The organism is Mycolicibacterium sp. HS_4_1, assembly GCF_054515875.1.
On the sequence record NZ_CM137261.1, the window covers coordinates 1,649,964 to 1,672,550 of the forward strand.

Sequence of the window (22,587 nt, forward strand, 5' to 3'; positions counted from 1 at the left end):
GACAGTTTCGTCCTTCGACGTGCGGGTCTGAGTAGGATGCGCTGATGTCGCTGGAGACGGGCGCAACCTTCGCCGGGTACACCGTGCGCCGGTTGCTGGGCTCAGGGGGAATGGGCGATGTGTACCTCGTCCAGCACCCCCGGCTGCCCCGCCTCGACGCCATGAAGGTGCTGCGGGAAACCGCCTCCGCCAACGACGAATTCCGTATCCGGTTCGAGCGCGAAGCGAACATTGCCGCTGGTCTGTGGCATCCGCACATCGTCGGCCTGCACGACCGCGGTGAGTTCGAGGGCCGGCTGTGGATCAGCATGGACTACGTCGACGGCACCGACGCCGCGCAGCTGGTCAAGTACGAGTACCCGAACGGGCTGCCGCTGGAACTGGTGGTCGACATCGTCAAAGCCATGAGCTCGGCCCTGGACTACGCGCACCAGCGTGGATTGCTGCACCGCGACATCAAGCCCGCCAACATCCTGCTCAGCAACATCGACAGCGATGAGCGACGAATCCTGCTGAGCGACTTCGGCATCGCCCGCCAGATCGGTGAGGTCACGGGGCTGACGTCGGCGAACCTGGCGATCGGCACCGTCTCCTACTCGGCTCCCGAGCAGCTGATGGGCGCCGAGATCGACGGCCGCGCCGACCAGTACGCGCTGGCCGCGACCGCCTACCGGTTGCTCACCGGGCAGACGCCGTACCAGGACACCAATCAGGTCGCGGTGATCAGTCAGCACCTCAGCGCCACGCCGCCCAAGGCCAGCGACCTGAAGCCGTGGCTCGAGCCGCTGAACGACGTGCTGATCAAGGCCATGGGCAAGTCGCCCGATGACCGCTTCGATTCCTGCACCAAGTTCGCGCGGGCCTTCGAACGGCAGGCCGAACTGGTCACCGAGTCGCCGACGCTGAACCTGCGCACTGCCGAACTGCGGCTGCCGACGGTCACTTCGGTGCCCGAATCGCCCGCCGCCGAGACACCGTCCGCTCCCGAGGTGGCGCCGCCGCCGGTTGCGCAAGAGGTGACGCCGCCGCCGGTTGCGCCACCCGCCGAGCCGGTCACGCCCCCTCCGCCGGTCGTCCCGGTTGTCGGGCCCGAACTCGAGCCAGAACCGGTTGTCCAGCAGCCCGTGGCGCAGGAGCCCGTCGCACCGCCCCCGGCTCCCGGACCGCCCGCTCCGCCCGCGCCGCCTCAACCGACGCCCGAGCGGGTGTCGGAGCCGACGCCGGTTCCCGAATCGGTTCGTCCCGAGCCGATGCGGCCGCCCACCCCGCCGCCACCCGGTCCCGTCGGTCCGCCGCCCGAGGCGAAACCTTTTCGGCCGGAACCTGATTCGTCACCGTCGGCGCCGCCGTATCGGCAGCCGTTGCCCACGCCTCCGCCGCCGCCGCAGCGGCTCGTCCGCCCGACTCACGAAACGGTGTCGCCGACAGTGGTGCTGCCGGTTATCCCGGCCGATCCTGCGGTGCACGCCGCGCCCGGCATGGGACGTCCGGGTGGGCCGCCGCAGTCGTACTCGCAACTCGCAGCCGAGATCGGCAAGACACAGCCGGGCCGCGGTCAGTCATCGGGCGGTAAGGCGAAGATCTGGGCGATCAGTGGCGCCGTCGCAGTCGTCGTTGTCGTGCTGGTCGCTGTCATCGCCTTGAATTCCGGCGACGACAACAGCCCGTCGTCGGGAGCTTCCAGCAGCCAGAGCTCCGGAGCGGACAAGCCGTCGTCGTCGCACAAGCCGGCACCGCCGGTACTGGTCGGCACGCCTGGTAACTACCAGACCATCGCGACCTACCTGAAGAGCAACAACATTCAGGAGTCGCTGGTCCACCGGAACGAGCCCGGCGCACCTGTGGTGACGCTGCCGATGCCCCCGGGCTGGGTCGACGCCGGACCGCAGACGCCGGCGTTCGCCTACGAGTCGATCGTCTACAACGGCCCGAGCGCCGGCAATTACCGGCCCAGCGCCACGGCATTGATCTCGCGGCTCGGCCCGAACGCCGATGCGCAGAAGATTCTGGACTTCGCGCCGGGCGAGCTGAACAACCTGCCGGGCTTCACCGCCACCGACACCGGCACCCCCGGCACGGTCGACGGCCACAAGTCGTTCCAGATCGCCGGTTCCTGGAACTCCAACGGGGTCACCAAGCTCATCACCCAGAACACCGTCGTCATCCAGGACGGGACCGGGCTGTACGTGATGCAGATCAACATCGACGGCGTCGCCGACCAGGCCGAGATCATCAAGCAGATCACCGAGGCCATCGACCGCGACACGAAGATCGCCGCCGGCTGAGCCGGCTAGTGTGTCGGGCCGGCTGCACCAGCTGATTCTGCCGCGGGCTCCGGTTCTGCCAGAATGTGCGCCATGCGCGTATATCTCGGAGCCGACCACGCCGGATACGAACTCAAGCAGGCCCTGCTGGACCACCTCACCGCGGCCGGCCACCAGGCCGTCGACTGCGGTGCCTTCGCCTACGACGCGGAGGACGACTACCCGGCGTTCTGCATCGACGCCGCCAAGCGCACCGTCGAGGACCCGGGCAGCCTGGGCATCGTCATCGGCGGCTCGGGTAATGGCGAGCAGATCGCGGCCAACAAGGTGCCGGGTGTGCGCTGTGCGCTGGCCTGGAGCGTCGAGACGGCGCAGCTGGCGCGCGAGCACAACAACGCGCAGGTGATGGGTATCGGTGGCCGCATGCACAGCACCGAGGAAGCCTTCGCCATCGTCGACGCCTTCCTGGCTGCCGAGTGGTCGCAGGCCGAGCGGCACCAGCGCCGCATCGACATCCTGGCCGAGTACGAGAAGACGCACATAGCGCCGGCGGTCCCGGGCGCTCAAGCCTGATCCCGAAGGCCTGATCCGTGCCGGAGGGGCATACCCTGCACCGGTTGGCCCGCCTGCACCAGCAGCGTTTCGGGCGGGCGCCGGTGACGGTCAGTAGTCCGCAGGGTCGGTTCGCCGATGCCGCCGCCGCGGTCAATGGCCGGGTGCTGCGTAAGGCCGACGCCTGGGGCAAGCATCTGTTCCACCACTACGACGGTGGTGCGGTGGTGCACATCCACCTCGGCCTGTACGGCACGTTCACCGAGCAGCCGCTGCCGATGACCGCACCCGTCGGTCAGGTGCGGATGCGCATGCTCGGGGCCGAATTCGGGACCGATCTGCGAGGCCCGACGGTTTGTGAGCTGATCGACGAATCCGGTGTCGACGACGTCGTGGCCCGGCTCGGTGCCGATCCGCTGCGCCGCGACGCCGACCCAGGGCTGTCCTGGGGACGAATCAGCAAGTCGCGCAGGTCAATCGGATCGATGCTGATGGATCAGACGGTGATCGCCGGTGTCGGCAACGTGTACCGCAGTGAGCTGCTGTACCGGCACCGGATCGATCCGCACCGGCCGGGTGTGCAGTTGGCCGAGGCCGAATTCGCGGATCTGTGGACCGATCTTGTCGCGTTGATGAAGGTCGGGGTCCGTCGCGGCAAGATCGTCGTGGTGCGTCCGGAAGACGACCACGGCGCGCCGTCCTATGCCCCGGACCGGCCGCGCACCTATGTGTACCGACGCGCGGGGGAGGCGTGCCGCGTGTGCGGCGCCACCATTCGCACCGAGGTGATGGAGGGGCGAAACCTGTTCTGGTGCGCCGAGTGTCAGGTGTGACGGCCGCGGCTCGGTGACGGGCTAGTTGCCGCCTCCGCAGCCACCACCGCCACAGCTGCTGCCGCCACAGCTGCTGCCGCCACCGCAGCTGCTGCCGCCACCGCAATTGCTCCCGCCGCCGCAGTTGCTGTTCCCGGAATCCCCATTGCTGTTGCTGCCGGCGTCCCAGCCGTTGTTGCCCGAGTCGGTGAACTGGCTCTGGTCCAGGCCCTGCTGATAGCCCTGGTCGAATCCCGAGCCGTATCCCGACTCGAAACCCTGTGCGCCGTAATTGACTCCGTGCATACCGTCGAACAACGCGTCGAACAGCAGCACCGAGCCGACGCCCCACGCACCGGCGACCAACGCCGGCTTCCACCACGGCTCGGAGTACCAGCCCGCGGGCACCGGGCGACCGGCCACCCGACCGCCGGGGTAGTAGTTCGGTGTCGCGGCCGTCGGGCCCGGGGAGGCCTGAATCTGCCTCCCGTCGAACTCGATTCGGCGATCTTCGGTGACCTCGCCCGCCCCGCGCTGGCCGGCCAGGGCCTGCAGCGGCGGACCCGGATCGATGCCCATGGCGGTACGTGCGGCCCGCACGTAGTACAGCCCTTCGACCGCGCTCTGCTTGGCGAATGCCGCCTGCTCGGCGGTGGCGGCCTGCTCGATCTGCGACGCGGCGGCGTTGTAGCGCTCGGACGCGTCGGCCAGGGCCTGGCGCGAGGCGTCGTCCGTGCCGGTCAAGTTGAACACCTGGCCGCCGAGCATCTCGATGACGCGCCGGGCATCGGCTTTCGCGTTGGCGAGGGCGGCGGCCTTGTTGGCCTTGCCCTGCCTGCTGAACAGGAACAACCCGATGGCCGCGATGACGATCAGGATGAGCACGAACTCCATGCAGGCAGCTTACCGATGACCACCGCCTACTAGATATGGACAAAACTGTCCATATCTAGTACCGTGGCCGTCATGAACCTGACATTCCACGTTTTCGACACCGAACGCGGTGTGCTGTCGACCGCACCGGGAATCGTCACCAGCTACCCGGGTGGCGATACCGCGGTTCGTGAGCTGGAACCGCTCGGTGCGGGATTGCGCCCCGTCGCATGGAACCGTTGCGGTGCCATCGATTACGCCGCAGTCGGGCAGTGGGCGGCATTTCACCGGAGCCAATCGCCCGCCGCGGCCGACCCGGTACTGGTGGCGCCGTACCTGCCGTCGGCCCGTGGTGATCACGACGCGACCGACGATGCTCGCGTCGCCGCCCGGCTCACCGCCGCCACCGGCGTCGCGCAGATCGTGACGGTCGACCCGCACTCGCCGGTCTGGGTCGACGAGGCCCGGCGTGGGGGAGTGGCCGTCAGCGTCATCGAGGCCGTGGACCTCGTCGGGTGCGGCGCCGCCCACCGGCCGGGCTGGGCGGGCATCGTCGCACCCGACAAGGGCGCCCGTGACCGTGCCGGGCGCGTGGCATCCCGGCTCGGCGTGCCGCTGTATATCGCTGGAAAGCAACGGAATCCGGCCAACGGCAAGCTGTCGGGATTCGTCGCTCCGGACGGGCTGCCGGACGACGGCCGGCTGCTCGTGATCGACGACATCTGCGACGGCGGCGGCACCTTCGCCGGTTTGGCCGATGCCATCCGCGGGAGCAAGCCCCAACTGGCGCTGCACCTGTGGGTCAGCCACGGCTGCTTCACCGGACGCTGGCGGGACAACCTCGCCGGCTACGCCTCGGTCACCAGTACCGACTCGCGCGCCACCCCCGACGGCGTACACGTCCAACCGCTGGAACCGTTCATCGTCCGCACCCTGGCCACTCTGATCTGACAAGGACTTACCCCATGACCATCGAAGCAACCACCACGTACCGACCGGAAACCGTTGCGGCCCTGGATGTCCTGATGGACACCGATGCCTACAAGCTGGACCACCGCCGCCAGTACCCGGCGGGCACGGAATACGTCTACTCCAACCTGACGGCCCGGAGCAGCCGCATCCCGGGGGTGTCCTGGACCGCGTTCTTCGGTCTGCAGGCCTACCTGCGGGATTTGGGCCAGAAGTGGGGCGCCTTCTTCGCCGCTGACGTCGACGAGGTGTGCCGCGCCTATATGGACCGCGTCACCCAGGTGCTGGGACCCAATGATGTTGGTGCCGAACACATCCGGCGACTGCACGCCTACGGGCGGTTGCCGCTGCGAGTGCGGGCGTTGCCGGAGGGTAGCATCGTCCCGGTCGGCATCCCGTACCTGACCGTCGAGAACACCGCACCCGAGTTCTTCTGGCTGACCAACTACATCGAGACCGAGATGTCGGCCGCGCTGTGGCAGCCCATCACATCGGCCACCACCGCGTGGCGCAACCGGACGCTGCTGGACGCCCGCGCGCTGGACAGCGGCGCCGACCCGGCCGCGGTGGACTGGCAGGGGCACGACTTCTCCTTCCGCGGCATGGCCGGCAGCGCGGCCGCCGCTGCGTCAGGGGCCGGGCACTTGGTGGCGTTCACCGGCACCGACTGCCTGCCCGCGCTGGGCTGGGTCGAGCGGAACTATCCAGGCTCACCGGCCGGCACGGTGATCGGCGGCAGCGTGCCGGCGACCGAACACAGCGTCATGTGCGCCGGCACCCAGGACGACGAGGTCGCGACATTCGCCCGGCTGCTGGACCTGTATCCCACCGGGATCGTGTCGATCGTCAGCGATACCTGGGACCTGTGGCACGTGTGCACCGCCATTCTGCCGACACTGAAGGACACGGTCACCGCGCGCGACGGCAAAGTGGTGATCCGCCCGGACAGCGGTGACCCCGAACGCATCCTGTGCGGCGACCCGGACGCCCCGGCCGGGAGCCCCGCGAACAAAGGCGTGGTGAACCTGCTGTGGGAGGTCTTCGGCGGCACCGTCAACGCTGCCGGCTATCGAGAGCTGGACCCGCACATCGGCGTCATCTACGGCGACTCGATCACCCACGACCGGGCCGACGCGATCACGGCGAATCTGATGGCACAGGGATACGTGTCCACCACGCCGGTACTGGGATTCGGTTCCTACACATACCAATACGTCACGCGTGACACGTTCTCGATCGCGATGAAGGCGACCTGGGTGCAGGTGGAGGGCCGTGGCCGCGACATCGCCAAGGCGCCCGTCACCGACCCGGGCAAGCGCAGCGCGCGGGGGCGGTTGGCCGTCGTCCGCGACGAGCGGGGCCAGTTGACCCTGGTGCAGGGCGCGGCCGGCACCGTCGAGGCCACGGACGCCATGCGGACGGTGTTCGACGACGGCGTCATCGTCAACCCCGTGTCCTTCGCCGAGGTGCGCGCTACCGTGCGACGTGATTGGGCGGCATACGCCGCCGGCGAGGAGGACGCCCGTAATGGCTGAGTCGCTGGCCACCTGGCTTAGCGTCGACGTCTTCGCGGTGAGCCCCGGCGCTGACCCGGGGCTCATCCTGGCGCGCAGGCAACGCGCGCCGCACCAAGGGGACTGGGCGTTGCCGGGCGTCGTGCTCGACGCCGCCAACGGGGAGACCGTTGCGGCGGCAGCACACCGGGCGCTGCGTGACCGGGCCGGCGCCGAGCCCGTCGAAGGACCGCCGACCGTGGCACTGGTGGTGTCGGACCCGAAGCGCGACGAGCGCGGTCACACCGTGTCGCTGGTGAACGTGATGCGTGCCGAACCCGGCGACGCCACCCTGGTGGTCCGCGCCGGAGAACCCGTGCCGGAGTTGCCATTCGGGCACAACGCGATGGTCAGGGAGACCGCCGCGACCGTGTCGCAACGTCTGCTGTCGGACCCCGCGACGGTCGCGGCGATGTTCGGCGCCGGGTGCACGGCCATCGAAGTCTGTGCGCTGACCGACCTGCTGTTCCAGCTCTCGGAACGCACGGGGGCCGAACCCATCCCGCTGGCCGCGATGCGCAGACGGCTGGAACGGTCGCCGCTCTTCATCGCGGACGGCAGTCGGCCCGCGCACACCAGGCCGGTGACGGTGTTCCAAGTGGCGACTCGGTAGCCGCCGCAGTGTCGATACCGGCAAATCGCACATAAGCGATGTGACGCGGCATTGCGCCTGCGTTACGTTCCCGTGAAGATGCCTGTGAGCTGGGTAAATGCTGTCAGCTCGAATCGCGACCTGCGGGTTTACGGGATACGCTCCCGGCACCTTGCTGGGAGGAGAACAACTGATGGCAAACGCAGAGACCGAACTGATGGCAGAACCGGACACCGAGACGGCACCGACGCGATGGTTCCAGTCCGACGGTGGCAAGGTACTGATCATCGGGACCGGTTCTGTCGTCATCGTGTTGGTCCTGCTGGCAATCGGCGCCCTTGCCGGATTCAAAATCCCGCCACCGGTACCGGATCAACCGGCCGCCCCGACGAGCACCGGCACGTCGGCTCCCGCCGCCACGTCACCGGCCCCGGCAACGGTCGCTCCGGCTCCCGTCACCACACCGGCGCCGGTCGTCCCTGTGAGCCCGAAGCCCGCGCCCGCCACCGGCCCGTCGACGATGACCACTCAGGCTCCGACGACCTATACGCCGCCGCCCACCAAGCAGTACACGCCGCCGGCCGGCCAGGCGGGCACGACGCCGACCGCGACCGCGACAGCGACCGCGAGTTCGACGGCCGCTGCCCCCGCCAATCCGCCGCAAATGAACGTCGTTCGCACGACGAACGGCGTAGCGCGCCCGATTCCGGGCAACAGCTGATAGGCCATGAGTAGTCACTGAGCGGATCCTCGGAGGAGGTTCCGGTTCGGAGGAGGCTGCTCATGTCGGTGTTGGAGGTTGCGCTTGATCCGTCGACGGTGATCGTCGCGGTGGATCCGGGCAAGGCGTTCAATCGGGTGTGGATCAGTAATGGATCCGGCCTGCTCGTGGATCCGAGGTCGTTGCCGGTGTCGCGAGAGGGCATCGCTGCGTTGGAGTTGGAGCTGAACAAACACGGCCCAGACTGTCCGGTGATCGCGATTGAGGCGACCGGAAGCCTGCACCACTCGTGGGTCGTCGAACTGGAACGTCGCCATCCAGGCTCGGTGCGGCTGTTCGCTCCGTCCGAGACGAAATCAGCACGGACGCAATTGGGTTCGGGCAGGTTCAAGACTGACGATCGAGATTGTGCGGCCTTGACGTAGATGGCTCGCCAAGGCGGTGGTCGACGCTGCGGTCAGCTCGCGTCGGTGGAGGCGCTGCGTGCCGCGGTGCGTCACCGCCGAGGGTTGGTCGCTGACCGCAAAGTCGCTCAACAACGGCTGCATGATCAGCTCAACGCACTGTGCCCAGGATTGTCCGCGCCGGCCGGTCATGGACGATCCCTGGCCATAGAAACACCCACCGGCCTTGCCGTGCTGGCCTGTGCTGCGGCGTTCGCGGGACGGCCACCGCAGCGCCGGTCGCTGATGCGCCGGGCTCCGGGGCGATTGACGACCAGCACCGCGCAGTACTGGGTGACTCGGTGGCGTCAGTGTCTGCCTCCGCCACCCGATGCCGAACAACGTGCCCTTCGACTGGGCCGTGACGTGGACCGTTATCGCCGTCTGCGCGAAGACATTGATGCCATCGACCTGGAAATCGGGGCCTTACTGTCCGAAACTGACGGTCAGATCCTGACCACACTTCCCGGCGTCGCCTCGATTCGCGCCGCGGCGTTCGCCGCACACAGCTTGCCGATCGACAGGTTCCCCGATGCCGAACATCTTTACTCGGCAACGGGTTTGGCGCCGGCTCTCTACCAGTCAGCCACCCTGCACCGACGCGGCCGAATCTCTCGACAAGGACTGGCCGAACACCGCGATGCCCTGATGGGCATCGCCTGGGGCCTGTCACAATTTTCGCCGTCGTTCACCGAACGCGACGCCGAACTCCGAGCCCGCGGCATGGCCCCGATCCAGGCTCGCGTCGCGCTCGCACGCCATGCATGCCGCCTGGCATACCGGCTACTTCGAACCCAACAACCCTTCGATGAACAGCGCTATCGTCAAGGAAGGCTCAGCAGCGAGCGGTGACGGCTATTCCGGCTATGCCGCTCGACGGCGCAACCTAGCTTGCCGCCCGCTCGCCCTGGGCCGCCATCACGGCGCACACGAAAGCCTGCCGCTCACGGCGACTAATCAGCCTGCCGGAACACGACGGCCCACCGACCACCATCGCCGACACACCGTTCATCGCGCCAAAAGCCGAGCGCCCGCCCGGCCGATCAACAACGCCCACGCCCACCCCTTGACTGCCACCGCGAAAGCTAGACGGCCGGGACGGCCCGCGTGCGCGCGTGACACCGCACAGTCGTTATTGTCGATGCGGTGTCACAGCAATTTCCCAGCTCCACCGTGTCCCCGTCGTGGCAGAAGCGTTTTGATTTCTTCAACGCCTACGGCCTGCCGAACTCGACGCCGGAGTCCAGGGCGGCCTACCGGGCGCTGTCCTTCATGGACCGGCTGAAGCTCACCTCGAACATCCTGGCTTTCCTGTTCGGCCCCATCTACTTCTTCGTCAAGGGCATGTGGCGCAAGGGCCTGACGCTGCTCGGAATCTTCTTCGCGGTCGAGGTGGTGCTCGTCGTGCTCGATGTGCCGGACAGCCTCGTTCGTGGCATCGGGTTCGGGCTGGCGGCGATCGCGATGACGACGGCGAACTACGCGTACTACCTGCACGTGGTTCGGGGGAGTCAGTCCTGGAACCTGTTCGAGGGGCACGGCAGGCAGCGCTAGCTGCCGTCGAGTTGCATCCGCTTGAGTTGCCGGGGGCTGAGCGCGGTCAGCCGGACATCGCCGCCGTAGATCGCCAGGACTCGCGGATCCATCACCCGGCGCCACAGCATCGGGACAAGGCTGAGGACCAGCATGGCGGTGTAGTTGCTGGGCAGCTGCGGCGCATCCTCGGCGTGCCGGATGCCCTGGTATCGATGCGACGGGTCGGTGTGATGGTCCGAATGCCGCTGCAGGTGCAGCAGGAAGACGTTCATGATGACCGTGTTGCTGTTCCAGCTGTGCTCGGCACGGAGGCGCTCGTAGCGGCCCGACGGCAGCTTCTGCCGGCGCAGGCCGTAGTGCGACAGGTAGTTCATTCCCTCCAGCAAGAAGATGCCGATGAGTGCCTGGCCGAACAGCCACGGCACGACCACCGGACGGAACCACAGTGCCAGTCCGGCGAACAGGACCGCACTCAAGAGCCAGGCGTTGAGGACGTCATTGCGCAGGCTCCAGCGTGAATGTCCTTGACGGCGAAGGCGTTTGGTTTCCAGGCGCCAGGCAGAGCGGGTACTGCCGACCACTGACCGGACGACGAAGACATACACGCTCTCGCCGAAGCGGGCGCTGGCCGGATCCTCGGGCGTCGCGACACGGACATGGTGCCCGCGATTGTGCTCGACGTAGAACTGCCCGTACCAACTCTGCGCGAGAGCCAGCTTGCTGAGCCACCGTTCGGCGCGTTCGCGCCGGTGCCCCAGTTCATGGGCTGCGTTGTTGGCGATGCCACCGGACAGCCCCACCGCGACCATCAGAGCGATCTTGTCGCCGAACGTCAGCGTGACCCAGCCGCCGCCGGCCCACACCCAGCAGCCGAACGCCAGCGCGAGGTACTGCGTGGGCAGGAACATGTGCGTGGCGAAGCGATAGAACTTGTCCTGCTGCAACTGGGCCAGGATGCGGTCGGGTGCGCGATCGGGCGTCTCGCGTCCGAAAAGATGGTCGGCGGTGGGCCCGGCGACGAGAATCAGCACGAGAGCGGTCCACCAGAAGATGTGCAGCCCCGTCGACCACACCAGCAGCCAGGACAGCGTCACCGCGCCAGGGGCGGACGGGACCAGTAACCATAGGTATCGCTTGGGGTCGCGCCACGTGCTCTCAGCAACCCCGGAACCCACGTCGAACGACCGCAGTTTTCGGCGGTCGAATCGAGTGAGCGACGTGGTCATCGTGCTTTTATACAGCCATCGCCATTAGCTATCGACTCGGATGGCAAAAATATTTGCCGGTGTGTCTTGATTAACGTTGCTGAGGGCCTGTAGCTGCGACTACGTGCGGCGGTCTAAAAGCGTTCGGCATTGCGGCCAATTTGCACAATATTGCCAGGAAACTCCCAGAATTAAGTAAATGAACGCGGCTCTCGGCGCAATCAATTCGCCGCGCGGTCAATATTTGTTTGAAGTCGTCCAGGCAAAGCCGTTCGGCGACAGAAATGTCGGTCCGCGGGGCTGGCTGGGCGCGGGGTCGTGGACTGCCGGTGCGGCGGTTTCGGCGCGACGCGATTTCGGACGGTGCACACCGTGGAAAACGAGGCCGAAAACAAAAGGACCGGCCTGGTCAGGCCGGTCCTGTGGAGCGGGCGACGGGAATCGAACCCGCGTAGCTAGTTTGGAAGACTAGGGCTCTACCATTGAGCTACGCCCGCGTGCACTGCTGCGATCACAGTACCGGCAGACAGTACCGGGACAGCGGCCGCCAATCCAATTGAGGTTGTCGTGTGTCTAGGACGTAGTATCTCGACCGCGGTAATGCGACCGCGACGAGGCACGGGGTGTAGCGCAGCTTGGTAGCGCATCCGCTTTGGGAGCGGAAGGCCGCAGGTTCAAATCCTGTCACCCCGACCACCAACTGATGGCAAGTACAAAACACAAGGAGTAACGCTGTGAAGAGCACCGTGGAGCAGTTGAGCCCCACCCGGGTTCGCATCAACGTGGAGGTGCCCTTCACCGAGCTTCAACCCGAGTTCGACCAGGCCTACAAGGAGCTGGCCAAGCAGGTCCGCCTGCCCGGCTTCCGTCCCGGCAAGGCGCCGGCCAAGCTGCTCGAGGCCCGCGTCGGCCGCGGCGCGGTGCTGGAGCAGGTCGTCAACAGCGCCATTCCGACCAAGTACGGCGAGGCTGTCACCACGCAGGACGTCAAGCCGCTGGGTCAGCCGGAAATCGACATCACCAAGCTCGAGGACAACGACGAACTCGTCTTCACCGCTGAGGTCGACGTCCGCCCGGAGATCACCCTCCCGGATCTGAAGGCCATCAAGATCACCGTCGACTCCATCGTCATCAACGACGACGAGGTCGACGCCGAGCTGCAGAACCTGCGCGCCCGCTTCGGCACCCTGACCGGTGTCGAGCGCGCCGCCGCAGACGGCGACTTCGTCTCGATCGACCTGTCGGCCACCGTCGACGGCGAGGATGTGCCGGAGGCCAAGACCGAGGGCCTGTCGCACCAGATCGGTTCCGGTCAGCTGATCGAGGGCCTCGACGAGGCCATCATCGGCCTGAAGGCCGGCGAGTCCAAGGAATTCCCGACCACCCTGGCCGCCGGTGAGCACGCCGGCAAGGAGGCCCAGGTCTCCGTCACCGTCAACTCGGTCAAGGAGCGCGAGCTGCCGGAGCCGGACGACGACTTCGCCCAGCTGGCCAGCGAGTTCGACACCATCGCCGAGCTCAAGGAGAGCCTGGTCACCCAGGTTCGCCGGGTGAAGCAGATCGGCCAGGCCGAGCAGATTCGCGACAAGGCCGTCGAGACCCTGCTGGAGCAGATCGAGGTGCCGCTGCCCGAGGCCATCGTGCAGGCGACTGTCGACGAGACCGTCCACAACGCCGTCCACGGACTGGACCACGACGAGGCCAAGTTCGAGGAGCAGCTCAAGGAGCAGGGCAGCAGCCGCGAAGAGTTCGACACCGACACGCGGACCAACGCGGAGAAGGCCGTCAAGACCCAGCTGCTGATGGACGCCATCGCCGACGAGCTTGACGTCAAGGTCGGCCAGGGTGACCTCATGGAGCGCATCGCGCTGATGGCCCGCCAGTACGGCATCGAGCCGCAGCAGCTGATCCAGATCCTGCAGCAGAACAACCAGCTGCCGTCCATGTTCGCCGACATCCGCCGCGGCATGACCATCGCCGCCGTGGTCAGCGGGGCGACCGTCACCGACACCGACGGCAACGCGGTCGACACCGCGGAGTTCTTCGGCACCGGCGGCGACGCCGAGGCTGCCGATGAGGCCGAGGCCGAGGCTCCGGCTGCCGACGAGGCTCCGGCCGAGGAAGCCGAGGGCGAGAAGCCCGCCAAGGCCAAGAAGGCCAAGGCAGAGGCCAAGGCCGACGACGAGAAGCCGGCCAAGGAGAAGAAGGCCAAGAAGGCCGCCAAGGAATCGAAGGACGAGGACTGAGTCCCCAAGTCTGATCGTGGTACGGGTGCCGCAGGTGTCTTCAGTGATGCCTGCGGCACCGTCCGCTCTACGGCGACTGTGACGCTGTGAGCGAACTAGACCGCGTCGGGGACTCGCGGCCGTCGGCCGTTGGTTAGTGTCGTGTGAACGAACTCGAGAAAGCAGGTATCCAGTCGTGACTGACATGCGTTCAAGCGCACCGGGGCTCAACCTCACGGACTCGGTCTATGAGCGTTTGCTTGCCGAGCGCATCATCTTCCTGGGCTCGCAGGTCGACGACGACATCGCCAACCGGCTGTGCGCCCAGATCCTGCTGCTGACGGCCGAAGACCCGTCCAAAGACATCCACATGTACATCAACTCGCCCGGTGGCTCGATCAGCGCCGGCATGGCGATCTTCGACACCATGGAGTTGTCGGAGTGCGACATCGCCACCTACGCGATGGGCATGGCGGCGTCGATGGGCGAGTTCCTGCTGGCCGCCGGCACCAAGGGCAAGCGCCATGCGCTGCCGCACGCCCGCGTCCTGATGCACCAGCCGCTCGGTGGCGTCACCGGTAGCGCGGCGGACATCGCCATTCAGGCCGAGCAGTTCCACGTCATCAAGAAGGAGATGTTCCGGCTCAACGCCCAATTCACGGGCAAGAGCGTCGAGCAGATCGAGGCCGACTCGGACCGCGACCGCTGGTTCACCGCGCAGGAAGCGCTGGAATACGGCTTCGTCGACCACATCATCACCCGCGCAAACCTCAACGGCGGTAAGGGAGCCTCGAAGTGATCTCCAAGCACCTGAACCCGGCGCTCGCCCCGCAGGCGCGCTACATCCTGCCGCAGTTCACCGAGCGGACGCACACCGGCGAGCGCATCGTCGACCCCTACGCCAAGCTGTTCGACGAGCGCATCATCTTCCTGGGCGCCCAGGTGGACGACGTGTCGGCCAACGACGTGATGGCTCAGCTGCTGGTGCTCGAGTCGCAGGACCCTGATCGCGACATCACCATGTACATCAACTCGCCAGGTGGCTCGTTCACCTCGCTGATGGCGATCTACGACACCATGCAGTACGTGCGGGCCGACATCCAGACGGTGTGCCTCGGTCAGGCCGCGTCGGCTGCCGCGGTGCTGCTGGCCGCCGGTTCGCCGGGCAAGCGCCTGGCGCTGCCGAACGCCCGTGTGCTGATCCACCAGCCGTCGCTCGGTGGCGTCATCCAGGGTCAGTTCTCCGACCTGGAGATCCAGGCCGCCGAGATCGAGCGCATGCGCACCCTCATGGAGGAGACGCTCGCACGTCACACCGGCCGGACTGCCGAGCAGGTCCGCAAGGACACCGACCGCGACAAGATCCTCACCGCGGCCGAAGCCAAGGAGTACGGGATCATCGACACGGTCCTCGAGTACCGGAAGCTCTCGGCCCAGAAGGCCTGAGTCTCGCGACGTGCAGCGGCCGCCAGCCTGTTCAGGCTGGCGGCCGCTGGCGTTTGTTCGGCCCGGGCAGTTGGCGCCAAGAATCCGCCAAGACGCCCACCGCACCCTGTGACGCGGCCACGAATTCCGGCCACCCGAACTGGAGCTGCCATGAGCCGATACTCACGTGCCGCCGCCGTGGCCGCGCTGACGGGCCTGGCCGTTGCCGCCACCATGGCGCCGACGGCGCGGGCCGACGACCACGAGATCGCGGACGCGTGCACCTGGGTGAGCACCGACGAAGCCGCGTCCTTTCTCGATGGTCCGGTCGCCGCCGTGCCGATCCGGACGCGCCTTCCCGAATTGTCTTGCGCCTATCGGGCATTGGACGAACCGCCGGGTGGGCGCGGCCTGGAGTCCGACGTCCGGTTCGCCGGCGCGTTCGCGCGGGACGCCGCAACGACATTCCGGCAGGTGGCCGAGTGGCCTACAGCCACCGACGTCGACGGTGTCGGCCTCAAGGCGGTCTGCAGCTACGAACTGAATGTCACGCCGCCGTCGACGACACTGACCGTGCTGTTGACGGGGGAGAGGATCTATCGCGTCACGGGCAGCTATGTGTGGCGCTGCGAAACGCTGAAGGCGTTCGCGGAACTGGCAATAGCCCGCATCGGCCGATAGCACCGGATACCCTCGGCCCATGCGGCCGACCGGAATCGATTTCGGTGTGCTGGGCACGCTGCGGATGGCCGTCGACGACCATGACGTGCCGCTGGGCGCACCCAAGCAGCGAGCCGTCTTCGCGATGCTGTTGCTGGGTCGCGGCCGCCCGGTGTCCGTGGACGCGTTGATCGACGCGGTGTGGGAGCAGTCGCCTGCCGCGGCTGCCCGCACCGCATTGCACTCCTACGTCTCCAATCTCCGAAAGATCCTGGCGGAGTCCGGAATGCCGCGGGAGACACTGGCCGCCGCACCGCCCGGCTATCGACTCGATGTGCCGGAGGAGGTAACGGACCTCGGGCGCTTCGAGAAGGAAAAGGTCGCCGGTGTGCGGGCGGCCGCCGAGCGGCAGTTCACAACGGCGGCGGTGCGCCTCTCGGCCGCCCTGGCCGAATGGCGTGGCCCGGTCCTCGGTGATCTGGCCGACTTCGCCTTCGTCGACGCGGTCGCCGCCGCACTGGTCGACGACCGGATTGCGGTGGAGACGGCCCGCGCCGAGGCTGAAATCGCTTGTGGTCATGCCGCTCTGGTGATCGGACCGCTGGAATCGCTGGTCGCTGAACATCCCTACCGCGAACCGCTGTGGGTGCAGTTGATCACCGCCTACTACAGCTGCCAGAGACAGGCGGACGCGCTCGACGCGTTCCAGCGCGTGAAGTCGATCCTGGCCGGCGACCTCGGTATCGATCCCGGCCGGGCGATAAGCGCTCTGCACCAACGGATTCTGCGTCAGGAACCGCTCGACGTGCAGGGGACAGCGCAGGCGACGGCGGTGCACACCATCGGCAGGCTCAGGCCGAGCACCACCCGATCGACCTCATCGAAGGCCGGGCTGCGCGATACGACCGGGCGGTGGTTTGCCCTGCGCGCGATGGCCACCCGCATCGGGCGCCTGGCCGACAACGACATCGTGCTCGACGCGGCGGACGTCAGCCGCCACCACGCCGTCATCGTCGATGCGGGTACCGGCCCTGTCATGGTGGATCTGCGTTCCGCCAACGGCGTGTACGTGCAGGGCACCCGAATCGAGGCCAATACCAATCTGTTCGATGGCGATCGCATCCGCATCGGCTCCCATGAATTCACCGTCGAACTCGGGTAGGGCTATCCCAAGGATCCGCCAAGCGCGTCGGCGAACCATCGGTGCATGAAGATTTCGGTCCTTGTCGCGGCCGCCGCAGTGACGTTCCTGAGCCTGGCGCCGACTGCGTCCGCGCAGCGGTCGTGTGCTGCCTTGGGCGGGACGGCGGACGCCACCGGCATCTGCCGGATCCACGAGATCGGGGCCGGGTATGAACGGACGGCGGCCTTCCCGGTCGACTACCCCGATCAACAGGCTGTCGCGGACTATTTGGCCGTGGATCGTGACGGGTTCGTCGGCTGGGTGGACAAGTTCGGCCGCGGCCGGGGGTACGAGGAGACTGTGACGCCGACGGTGTACCGCTCGGCACGGACCCAGACCCTGGTGCTCAAGATCGTGGACCCGACGGGCTTCGCCCATGAAGGACACCCCGACATCCGGTTCCGGACGTTCACCTATGGCGCGGACGGGCCCATCACCATCGACACGTTGTTCGGCCCGGGTTCTGATCCGGTGGCGATCCTGACGCCGGCGGTGCAACGCACGCTGAAGGGGCTCGATGCGGCACTCATCGAACCGGACCGCACCTCGTACCGGAACTTCGCGCTCACCGACGAGACCGTCATGTTCTTCTTCAGCGAGAGTCAACTCGTCGGGAACGGCGGCCCGCTCACGGTGGCGGTGCCGGTGGGGGACCTGGGTGGTCGGCTGCTGGGTTAGGTGCGACGGCCCTGCGCTTGCGCCTGCCGCGAAACGTGTCGGCGGCTTCGATGTGCACACGGTAGGGTTGCAGATAGGTGAACAGCCCTGATCACAGGCCTGCCGAGCGGGCGCCAACCGGCGCCCGGAAGACACGCCAGAATCACGGTCAGCGCGCCGACGGGTGGCAAGCCACCGATCGGGCTATGTTCTCCTGCACACGGATAAATACCACTAGAGCGATTCGCCCCTTTCGGTCGCATCGCAACGGAGCGAACGGGTAGCGTCGGGATCACACCCGAAATAACCCATTATCTCGTGTAACGACTGACGGCGACCGGAGAAAGTAGGGCCTCACCCCATGGCGCGCATCGGAGACGGCGGTGACCTGCTGAAGTGCTCGTTCTGTGGAAAGAGCCAGAAGCAGGTCAAGAAGCTCATAGCTGGACCTGGCGTCTACATCTGCGACGAGTGCATCGACCTCTGCAACGAGATCATCGAAGAGGAGCTGGCCGACGCTGACGACGTCAAGCTCGACGAGCTGCCCAAGCCGCAGGAGATCCGCGATTTCCTCGAGGGCTACGTCATCGGTCAGGACAACGCCAAGAAGACGCTGGCGGTCGCTGTCTACAACCACTACAAGCGCATCCAGGCACAGGAGAAGTCACGCGACTCCCGGTCCGAACCGGTCGAGCTCGCCAAGTCCAACATCCTGATGCTCGGGCCCACCGGTTGCGGCAAGACCTACCTGGCGCAGACCCTGGCCAAGATGCTCAACGTGCCGTTCGCCATCGCCGATGCGACCGCGCTGACCGAGGCCGGCTACGTCGGCGAGGACGTCGAGAACATCCTGCTGAAGCTGATCCAGGCCGCCGACTACGACGTCAAGCGCGCCGAGACCGGCATCATTTACATCGACGAGGTCGACAAGATCGCCCGCAAGAGCGAGAACCCGTCGATCACCCGCGACGTGTCCGGTGAGGGCGTGCAGCAGGCGCTGCTGAAGATCCTCGAGGGCACGCAGGCGTCGGTGCCGCCGCAGGGCGGGCGCAAGCACCCGCACCAGGAGTTCATCCAGATCGACACCACCAACGTGCTGTTCATCGTTGCCGGTGCGTTCGCCGGGCTGGAGAAGATCGTGTCCGACCGTGTCGGCAAGCGCGGTCTGGGCTTCGGCGCCGAGGTGCACTCCAAGGCCGAGATCGACACCCAGGACCACTTCGCCGAGGTGCTGCCCGAGGACCTGATCAAGTTCGGTTTGATCCCCGAGTTCATCGGTCGTCTCCCGGTCGTGGCGTCGGTGACCAACCTGGACAAGGAATCGCTGGTGTCGATCCTGTCCACGCCGAAGAACGCACTCGTCAAGCAGTACGTGCGGCTGTTCGAGATGGACGGGGTGGAGCTGGAGTTCACCGAGGAGGCCCTCGACGCCATCGCCGACCAGGCCATCCACCGGGGCACCGGTGCCCGTGGCCTGCGCGCCATCATGGAAGAGGTGCTGCAGCCGGTGATGTTCGACATCCCGAGCCGCGACGACGTCGCCAAGGTGGTCGTCACCAAGGAGACCGTCCAGGACAACGTGCTGCCGACCATCGTGCCGCGTAAGGCAGCGCGGTCCGAGCGCCGCGACAAGAGCGCTTAGTTTTGCCAGTAGAAAAGCCCCCGCCACGGCGGGGGCTTTTCCTATTGGTCCGGTCGGGCGGCCTACTTGAGCACGCGATCCGGGCGGGTATAGACGTTCATCGACTCGTCGCGCAGGAACGCCACGAGCGTGAGCCCCGCCTGGCTGGCCAAATCGACCGCCAATGAGGACGGCGCTGACACCGCTGCAAGCACGGGAATGCCGGCCATGACGGCTTTCTGCGTCAGTTCGAACGACGCCCGGCCGCTGACCAGCAGGACGGTACCGGTCAGTGGAATGCGGCCCTGTTCGAGCGCCCACCCGATCACCTTGTCCACCGCGTTGTGCCGGCCGATGTCCTCGCGGGCGACGAACATCTCCCCCTCGGCGCTGAAGAGCGCGGCGGCGTGCAAGCCACCGGTGCTGTTGAACACCTTCTGAGCTTGGCGCAGCCGCTGTGGCATCGCCGAGAGCACGTCGGAGGTGACGCTGGTCGGGTCGTCGCCGGGGGAGTAGTGGCTGACGGTGCGGACGGAATCGATGGATGCCTTGCCACACACGCCGCACGACGAGGTGGTGTAGAAGTTGCGCGTCACGTCGACCGACGGCGGCGGGACGTGCGGTGCCAACGTCACGTCGAGCACGTTGTAGGTGTTGGCGCCGTCTTCTGGCGGGCTGGAGCGAAGCGACTCGGGATTGGGGTAAGTGGCGCCCCGGCAGTACGCAACGCGGGCGATGTCGTCACGGCGCGCGATCACGCCCTCGGTGAGCAGAAACCCTTGGGCCAGTTCCACATCCGAACCCGGCGTCCGCATCGTCACGGTGAGCGGTGAGCCGTTGACCCGGATTTCCAGGGGTTCCTCGACTGCCAGGGTTTCCGGGCGGGACACCGCGCCGTCCGCGGTGACGTGTTCGGCCCGGCGCCGTGCGGTTACGCGTCCCATGGCGGGTCAGATCCCCCGCTCGCTGCGCTCGACCCCCGGGGCAAGCTTGATCACCACTGCCTTGGATACCGGGGTATTGGATTTTCGGGCGGTGTGGTCCAGTGGGATCAACGGATTGGTCTCCGGATAGTAGGCCGCAGCATTACCGACGGGCGTCGAATAGGGCACCACCAGAAAGTCTTTCGCGCGGCGCTCTTGGCCGTCGAATTCGGACACCAGGTCGACACGGCTGCCGTCTTGCAGACCCAACGCCGCGATGTCGGCCGGGTTGACGAACACCACCCGCCGGCCGCCCTTGACGCCGCGGTAGCGGTCGTCCAGGCCGTAGATGGTGGTGTTGTACTGGTCGTGGCTGCGCAGCGTCTGGAGCACCAGCCGGCCTTCGGGTACCGGCACCCATTCGACAGGTTCGGCCGAGAAGTTGGCTTTGCCTGTGTGCGTGGGGAATTCGCGGGAATCCCGGGGCGGGTGCGGCAGTTGGAAGCCGTCAGGTTGGCGGACCCGGGTGTTGTAGGCGGTACATCCGGGGACGACGTCGGCGATGGCATCGCGGATGCCGTCGTAGTCGGCGTTGAAGGATTCCCAGGGCACGGGGTGGTCGGGGCCCAGCAGCGTGCGGCCCAGTTGGCAGACGATCGCGACCTCGCTGCGCACGCAGTCGCTGGGTGGGGTCAGCCCGCCGCGCGACAAGTGCACCATCGACATCGAATCCTCCACCGACACCAGCTGCTTGCCGCCGGCCTGAAAGTCCTTGTCGGTGCGGCCGAGCGTCGGCAGGATCAGCGCGGTGCGGCCGTGCACCAGGTGACTGCGGTTGAGTTTCGTCGAAATCTGCACCGTCAGCGTGCAATTGCGCATCGCCGCGGCGGTCACGTCGGTGTCGGGGGTGGCGGAGACGAAGTTGCCGCCCATCCCGACGAACACCTTGGCGTGCCCGTCGCGCATGGCGCGGATCGCGTCCACGGTGTCATGGCCGTGCTTGCGCGGGGAGGTGATCCCGAAGCGGGCGTCGAGGGCGGCCAGGAACTCTTCGGGCATCTTCTCCCAGATGCCCATGGTCCGGTCGCCCTGGACGTTGGAGTGTCCGCGCACGGGACACACTCCCGCTCCGGGTTTTCCGATCATGCCGCGCATGAGCAGGAGGTTGGTGGCCTCGCCGATGGTGGCCACCGCGTGGGTGTGCTGGGTCAAGCCCATGGCCCAGCAGATTATGGTGCGCTCGGACCGGATCAGCGCGTCGGCGACCCGGTGCAGCTGCTCACGGTTGATCCCACTGGCCTCGGTGACGGTGTCCAGGTCGATTGTGCGGGTGCGGGTTTCGTATTCCTCGAAGCCGGCACAGTGTGCCGCGATGAAGTCGCGGTCGATTATGCGTCCGGACGGTGCAGCATCCTGGGCTTCCAGCAGCAGCCGGCCCAGTCCGGCGAACAGGGCCATGTCGCCACCGATGCGGATCTGCACGAACTCGTCGGCGATGGGCACCCCGTGGCCGACGACGCCGTGCACTTTCTGTGGATCCTTGAATCGCATCAGCCCGGCCTCGGGGAGCGGGTTGATGGCGATGATCCTGGCGCCGCCCGCTTTGGCTTTCTCCAGCACCGACAGCATGCGGGGATGGTTGGTGCCCGGGTTCTGTCCGGCGATGACAATGCAGTCGGCGTGGATGACGTCGTCGACGGTGACCGAACCCTTGCCGATGCCGATTGATTCGACGAGGGCGGTGCCCGATGACTCGTGGCACATATTCGAGCAGTCCGGCAGATTGTTGGTGCCGTAACTGCGCGCGAGCAATTGGTACAGGAATGCGGCCTCGTTGCTGGTGCGGCCGGAGGTGTAGAACAACGCCTCGTCGGGGCTGCGCAGGGCCGTCAATTCCCGGGCGATCAACGCGTAGGCGTCGTCCCAGTCGATCGGGCGGTAGTGGGTGTCCCCGGGTGCCAGCACCATGGGGTGGGTGAGCCGGCCTTGCTGGGACAACCAGTACTCGGGCCGGTCGGCGAGGTCGGCCACCGAATGCCGGGCGAAGAATTCCGGGGTGGCGCGGCGCAGCGTGGCTTCCTCTGCGACGGCCTTGGCGCCGTTTTCGCAGAACTCGGCGAGCTTGCGGCCGCCGTGTTCCTCCGGCCAGGCGCAGCCCGGGCAGTCGAACCCGTGCCGCTGGTTGATCCTGCTGAGCGTCTCCGCGGTGCGCAGCGGCCCCATCTGCCGAAGTCCGCGCTGCATGCTGACCATCACGGCCTTCACGCCCGCGGCTTCGTGTTCGGCGCTGGTGACCTTTACGGCGTGTTCGTCGTAGGTGGCGTCAACATCGTGGCCGTCTCTGACCCTGGTCATCTTGCCAATCTAATCCCG

21 protein-coding genes and 2 tRNA genes are annotated in these 22,587 nt (G+C 66.9%); 18 read left to right on the forward strand and 5 right to left on the reverse strand.

Features of this window, described 5'->3' with window-relative positions:
* Window positions 1–44 precede the first annotated feature (44 nt).
* From ACX12F_RS07835 to ACX12F_RS07845, 3 genes are all read left to right on the forward strand, one after another.
* On the forward strand, window positions 45–2,285 hold the full coding sequence (locus tag ACX12F_RS07835) for an LpqN/LpqT family lipoprotein (RefSeq protein WP_459369040.1): 2,241 nt from the start codon (window positions 45–47) through the stop codon (window positions 2,283–2,285).
* Between the two features lie 72 nt (window positions 2,286–2,357).
* Window positions 2,358–2,837, forward strand: a complete 480-nt coding sequence (locus ACX12F_RS07840; RefSeq protein ID WP_459369041.1) for a ribose-5-phosphate isomerase — start codon at window positions 2,358–2,360, stop codon at window positions 2,835–2,837.
* Between the two features lie 17 nt (window positions 2,838–2,854).
* Window positions 2,855–3,649, forward strand: coding sequence for an Fpg/Nei family DNA glycosylase (locus ACX12F_RS07845; protein ID WP_459369042.1), 795 nt, complete (start codon window positions 2,855–2,857; stop codon window positions 3,647–3,649).
* Window positions 3,650–3,670: 21 nt separating this feature from the next.
* Here ACX12F_RS07845 and ACX12F_RS07850 read toward each other — a convergent pair whose 3' ends face one another.
* Window positions 3,671–4,522 carry a DUF1542 domain-containing protein gene (locus ACX12F_RS07850; RefSeq protein WP_459369043.1) on the reverse strand — a complete coding sequence of 284 codons (852 nt, stop codon included), beginning with the start codon at window positions 4,520–4,522 and terminating at the stop codon, window positions 3,671–3,673.
* Window positions 4,523–4,594: 72 nt separating this feature from the next.
* On the opposite strand from ACX12F_RS07850, the gene ACX12F_RS07855 reads away from it, so the two are divergent.
* From ACX12F_RS07855 to ACX12F_RS07885, 7 genes are all read left to right on the forward strand, one after another.
* Window positions 4,595–5,452 carry a phosphoribosyltransferase family protein gene (locus ACX12F_RS07855; RefSeq protein ID WP_459369044.1) on the forward strand — a complete coding sequence of 286 codons (858 nt, stop codon included), beginning with the start codon at window positions 4,595–4,597 and terminating at the stop codon, window positions 5,450–5,452.
* A 14-nt stretch (window positions 5,453–5,466) separates the two neighbouring features.
* Window positions 5,467–7,005 carry a nicotinate phosphoribosyltransferase gene (locus tag ACX12F_RS07860; RefSeq protein WP_459369045.1) on the forward strand — a complete coding sequence of 513 codons (1,539 nt, stop codon included), beginning with the start codon at window positions 5,467–5,469 and terminating at the stop codon, window positions 7,003–7,005.
* Window positions 6,998–7,636, forward strand: coding sequence for an NUDIX hydrolase (locus ACX12F_RS07865; protein WP_459369046.1), 639 nt, complete (start codon window positions 6,998–7,000; stop codon window positions 7,634–7,636). The genes ACX12F_RS07860 and ACX12F_RS07865 overlap by 8 nt, the downstream gene beginning before the upstream one ends.
* 172 nt (window positions 7,637–7,808) lie before the next feature.
* On the forward strand, window positions 7,809–8,336 hold the full coding sequence (locus tag ACX12F_RS07870; RefSeq protein ID WP_459369047.1) for a hypothetical protein: 528 nt from the start codon (window positions 7,809–7,811) through the stop codon (window positions 8,334–8,336).
* Between the two features lie 62 nt (window positions 8,337–8,398).
* The gene (locus tag ACX12F_RS07875; RefSeq protein ID WP_459369048.1) at window positions 8,399–8,761 is read left to right on the forward strand and encodes a hypothetical protein; all 363 of its coding nucleotides are present in this window, start codon (window positions 8,399–8,401) and stop codon (window positions 8,759–8,761) included.
* Window positions 8,762–9,631 carry a transposase gene (locus tag ACX12F_RS07880; protein WP_459369049.1) on the forward strand — a complete coding sequence of 290 codons (870 nt, stop codon included), beginning with the start codon at window positions 8,762–8,764 and terminating at the stop codon, window positions 9,629–9,631.
* Between the two features lie 294 nt (window positions 9,632–9,925).
* The gene (locus ACX12F_RS07885) at window positions 9,926–10,333 is read left to right on the forward strand and encodes a DUF2628 domain-containing protein (protein ID WP_459369050.1); all 408 of its coding nucleotides are present in this window, start codon (window positions 9,926–9,928) and stop codon (window positions 10,331–10,333) included.
* On the opposite strand, the gene ACX12F_RS07890 is transcribed toward ACX12F_RS07885, so the two are convergent.
* Both ACX12F_RS07890 and ACX12F_RS07895 read right to left on the reverse strand, forming a co-directional pair.
* Window positions 10,330–11,541 (reverse strand): alkane 1-monooxygenase, encoded by a 1,212-nt coding sequence (locus tag ACX12F_RS07890; RefSeq protein WP_459369051.1) that lies wholly within the window; start codon window positions 11,539–11,541, stop codon window positions 10,330–10,332. The two genes, ACX12F_RS07885 and ACX12F_RS07890, sit on opposite strands and share 4 nt — an antisense overlap.
* Before the next feature lie 402 nt (window positions 11,542–11,943).
* Window positions 11,944–12,017, reverse strand: a tRNA-Gly gene (locus tag ACX12F_RS07895).
* Window positions 12,018–12,139: 122 nt separating this feature from the next.
* Here ACX12F_RS07895 and ACX12F_RS07900 point away from each other — a divergent pair.
* From ACX12F_RS07900 to clpX, 8 genes are all read left to right on the forward strand, one after another.
* Window positions 12,140–12,216 (forward strand) — tRNA-Pro (locus ACX12F_RS07900).
* A 38-nt stretch (window positions 12,217–12,254) separates the two neighbouring features.
* A complete protein-coding gene (gene tig, locus ACX12F_RS07905) occupies window positions 12,255–13,766 on the forward strand; it encodes a trigger factor (protein ID WP_459369052.1) in 1,512 nt (503 codons plus the stop codon).
* Between the two features lie 184 nt (window positions 13,767–13,950).
* A complete protein-coding gene (locus ACX12F_RS07910) occupies window positions 13,951–14,544 on the forward strand; it encodes an ATP-dependent Clp protease proteolytic subunit (protein ID WP_064859779.1) in 594 nt (197 codons plus the stop codon).
* Window positions 14,541–15,191 carry an ATP-dependent Clp protease proteolytic subunit gene (locus tag ACX12F_RS07915; protein ID WP_459369053.1) on the forward strand — a complete coding sequence of 217 codons (651 nt, stop codon included), beginning with the start codon at window positions 14,541–14,543 and terminating at the stop codon, window positions 15,189–15,191. Before ACX12F_RS07910 ends, ACX12F_RS07915 begins: the two co-directional genes overlap by 4 nt.
* Before the next feature lie 150 nt (window positions 15,192–15,341).
* Window positions 15,342–15,851, forward strand: coding sequence for a hypothetical protein (locus ACX12F_RS07920; RefSeq protein ID WP_459369054.1), 510 nt, complete (start codon window positions 15,342–15,344; stop codon window positions 15,849–15,851).
* Window positions 15,852–15,870: 19 nt separating this feature from the next.
* Complete coding sequence (locus ACX12F_RS07925) at window positions 15,871–16,992, forward strand: BTAD domain-containing putative transcriptional regulator (RefSeq protein WP_459369055.1); 1,122 nt, start codon at window positions 15,871–15,873, stop codon at window positions 16,990–16,992.
* A 45-nt stretch (window positions 16,993–17,037) separates the two neighbouring features.
* Window positions 17,038–17,691 carry an RsiV family protein gene (locus ACX12F_RS07930; RefSeq protein WP_459369056.1) on the forward strand — a complete coding sequence of 218 codons (654 nt, stop codon included), beginning with the start codon at window positions 17,038–17,040 and terminating at the stop codon, window positions 17,689–17,691.
* A 340-nt stretch (window positions 17,692–18,031) separates the two neighbouring features.
* Window positions 18,032–19,312, forward strand: a complete 1,281-nt coding sequence (gene clpX, locus ACX12F_RS07935) for an ATP-dependent Clp protease ATP-binding subunit ClpX (protein ID WP_459369057.1) — start codon at window positions 18,032–18,034, stop codon at window positions 19,310–19,312.
* 62 nt (window positions 19,313–19,374) lie between these two features.
* On the opposite strand, the gene fdhD is transcribed toward clpX, so the two are convergent.
* Together fdhD and ACX12F_RS07945 are read right to left on the reverse strand one after the other, a co-directional pair.
* A complete protein-coding gene (gene fdhD / locus ACX12F_RS07940; RefSeq protein ID WP_459369058.1) occupies window positions 19,375–20,235 on the reverse strand; it encodes a formate dehydrogenase accessory sulfurtransferase FdhD in 861 nt (286 codons plus the stop codon).
* A gap of 6 nt (window positions 20,236–20,241) precedes the next feature.
* Window positions 20,242–22,569: an FdhF/YdeP family oxidoreductase gene (locus ACX12F_RS07945; RefSeq protein WP_459369059.1), complete on the reverse strand. Its 2,328-nt coding sequence runs from the start codon at window positions 22,567–22,569 to the stop codon at window positions 20,242–20,244.
* Window positions 22,570–22,587: the final 18 nt, after the last annotated feature.

Excerpts from the sequence above, each read along its gene's own strand:
- fdhD (WP_459369058.1), bottom strand. The coding sequence starts at position 20,235 with ATGGGACGCGTAACCGCACGGCGCCGGGCCGAACACGTCACCGCGGAC.
- ACX12F_RS07890 (WP_459369051.1), bottom strand. The coding sequence starts at position 11,541 with ATGACCACGTCGCTCACTCGATTCGACCGCCGAAAACTGCGGTCGTTC.
- ACX12F_RS07910 (WP_064859779.1), top strand. The coding sequence starts at position 13,951 with ATGCGTTCAAGCGCACCGGGGCTCAACCTCACGGACTCGGTCTATGAG.
- ACX12F_RS07865 (WP_459369046.1), top strand. The coding sequence starts at position 6,998 with ATGGCTGAGTCGCTGGCCACCTGGCTTAGCGTCGACGTCTTCGCGGTG.
- ACX12F_RS07870 (WP_459369047.1), top strand. The coding sequence starts at position 7,809 with ATGGCAAACGCAGAGACCGAACTGATGGCAGAACCGGACACCGAGACG.
- ACX12F_RS07835 (WP_459369040.1), top strand. The coding sequence starts at position 45 with ATGTCGCTGGAGACGGGCGCAACCTTCGCCGGGTACACCGTGCGCCGG.
- ACX12F_RS07945 (WP_459369059.1), bottom strand. The coding sequence starts at position 22,569 with ATGACCAGGGTCAGAGACGGCCACGATGTTGACGCCACCTACGACGAA.
- ACX12F_RS07840 (WP_459369041.1), top strand. The coding sequence starts at position 2,358 with ATGCGCGTATATCTCGGAGCCGACCACGCCGGATACGAACTCAAGCAG.
- ACX12F_RS07855 (WP_459369044.1), top strand. The coding sequence starts at position 4,595 with ATGAACCTGACATTCCACGTTTTCGACACCGAACGCGGTGTGCTGTCG.
- ACX12F_RS07930 (WP_459369056.1), top strand. The coding sequence starts at position 17,038 with ATGAAGATTTCGGTCCTTGTCGCGGCCGCCGCAGTGACGTTCCTGAGC.
- ACX12F_RS07920 (WP_459369054.1), top strand. The coding sequence starts at position 15,342 with ATGAGCCGATACTCACGTGCCGCCGCCGTGGCCGCGCTGACGGGCCTG.
- clpX (WP_459369057.1), top strand. The coding sequence starts at position 18,032 with ATGGCGCGCATCGGAGACGGCGGTGACCTGCTGAAGTGCTCGTTCTGT.
- ACX12F_RS07925 (WP_459369055.1), top strand. The coding sequence starts at position 15,871 with ATGCGGCCGACCGGAATCGATTTCGGTGTGCTGGGCACGCTGCGGATG.
- ACX12F_RS07880 (WP_459369049.1), top strand. The coding sequence starts at position 8,762 with ATGGCTCGCCAAGGCGGTGGTCGACGCTGCGGTCAGCTCGCGTCGGTG.
- ACX12F_RS07850 (WP_459369043.1), bottom strand. The coding sequence starts at position 4,522 with ATGGAGTTCGTGCTCATCCTGATCGTCATCGCGGCCATCGGGTTGTTC.
- ACX12F_RS07860 (WP_459369045.1), top strand. The coding sequence starts at position 5,467 with ATGACCATCGAAGCAACCACCACGTACCGACCGGAAACCGTTGCGGCC.
- ACX12F_RS07875 (WP_459369048.1), top strand. The coding sequence starts at position 8,399 with ATGTCGGTGTTGGAGGTTGCGCTTGATCCGTCGACGGTGATCGTCGCG.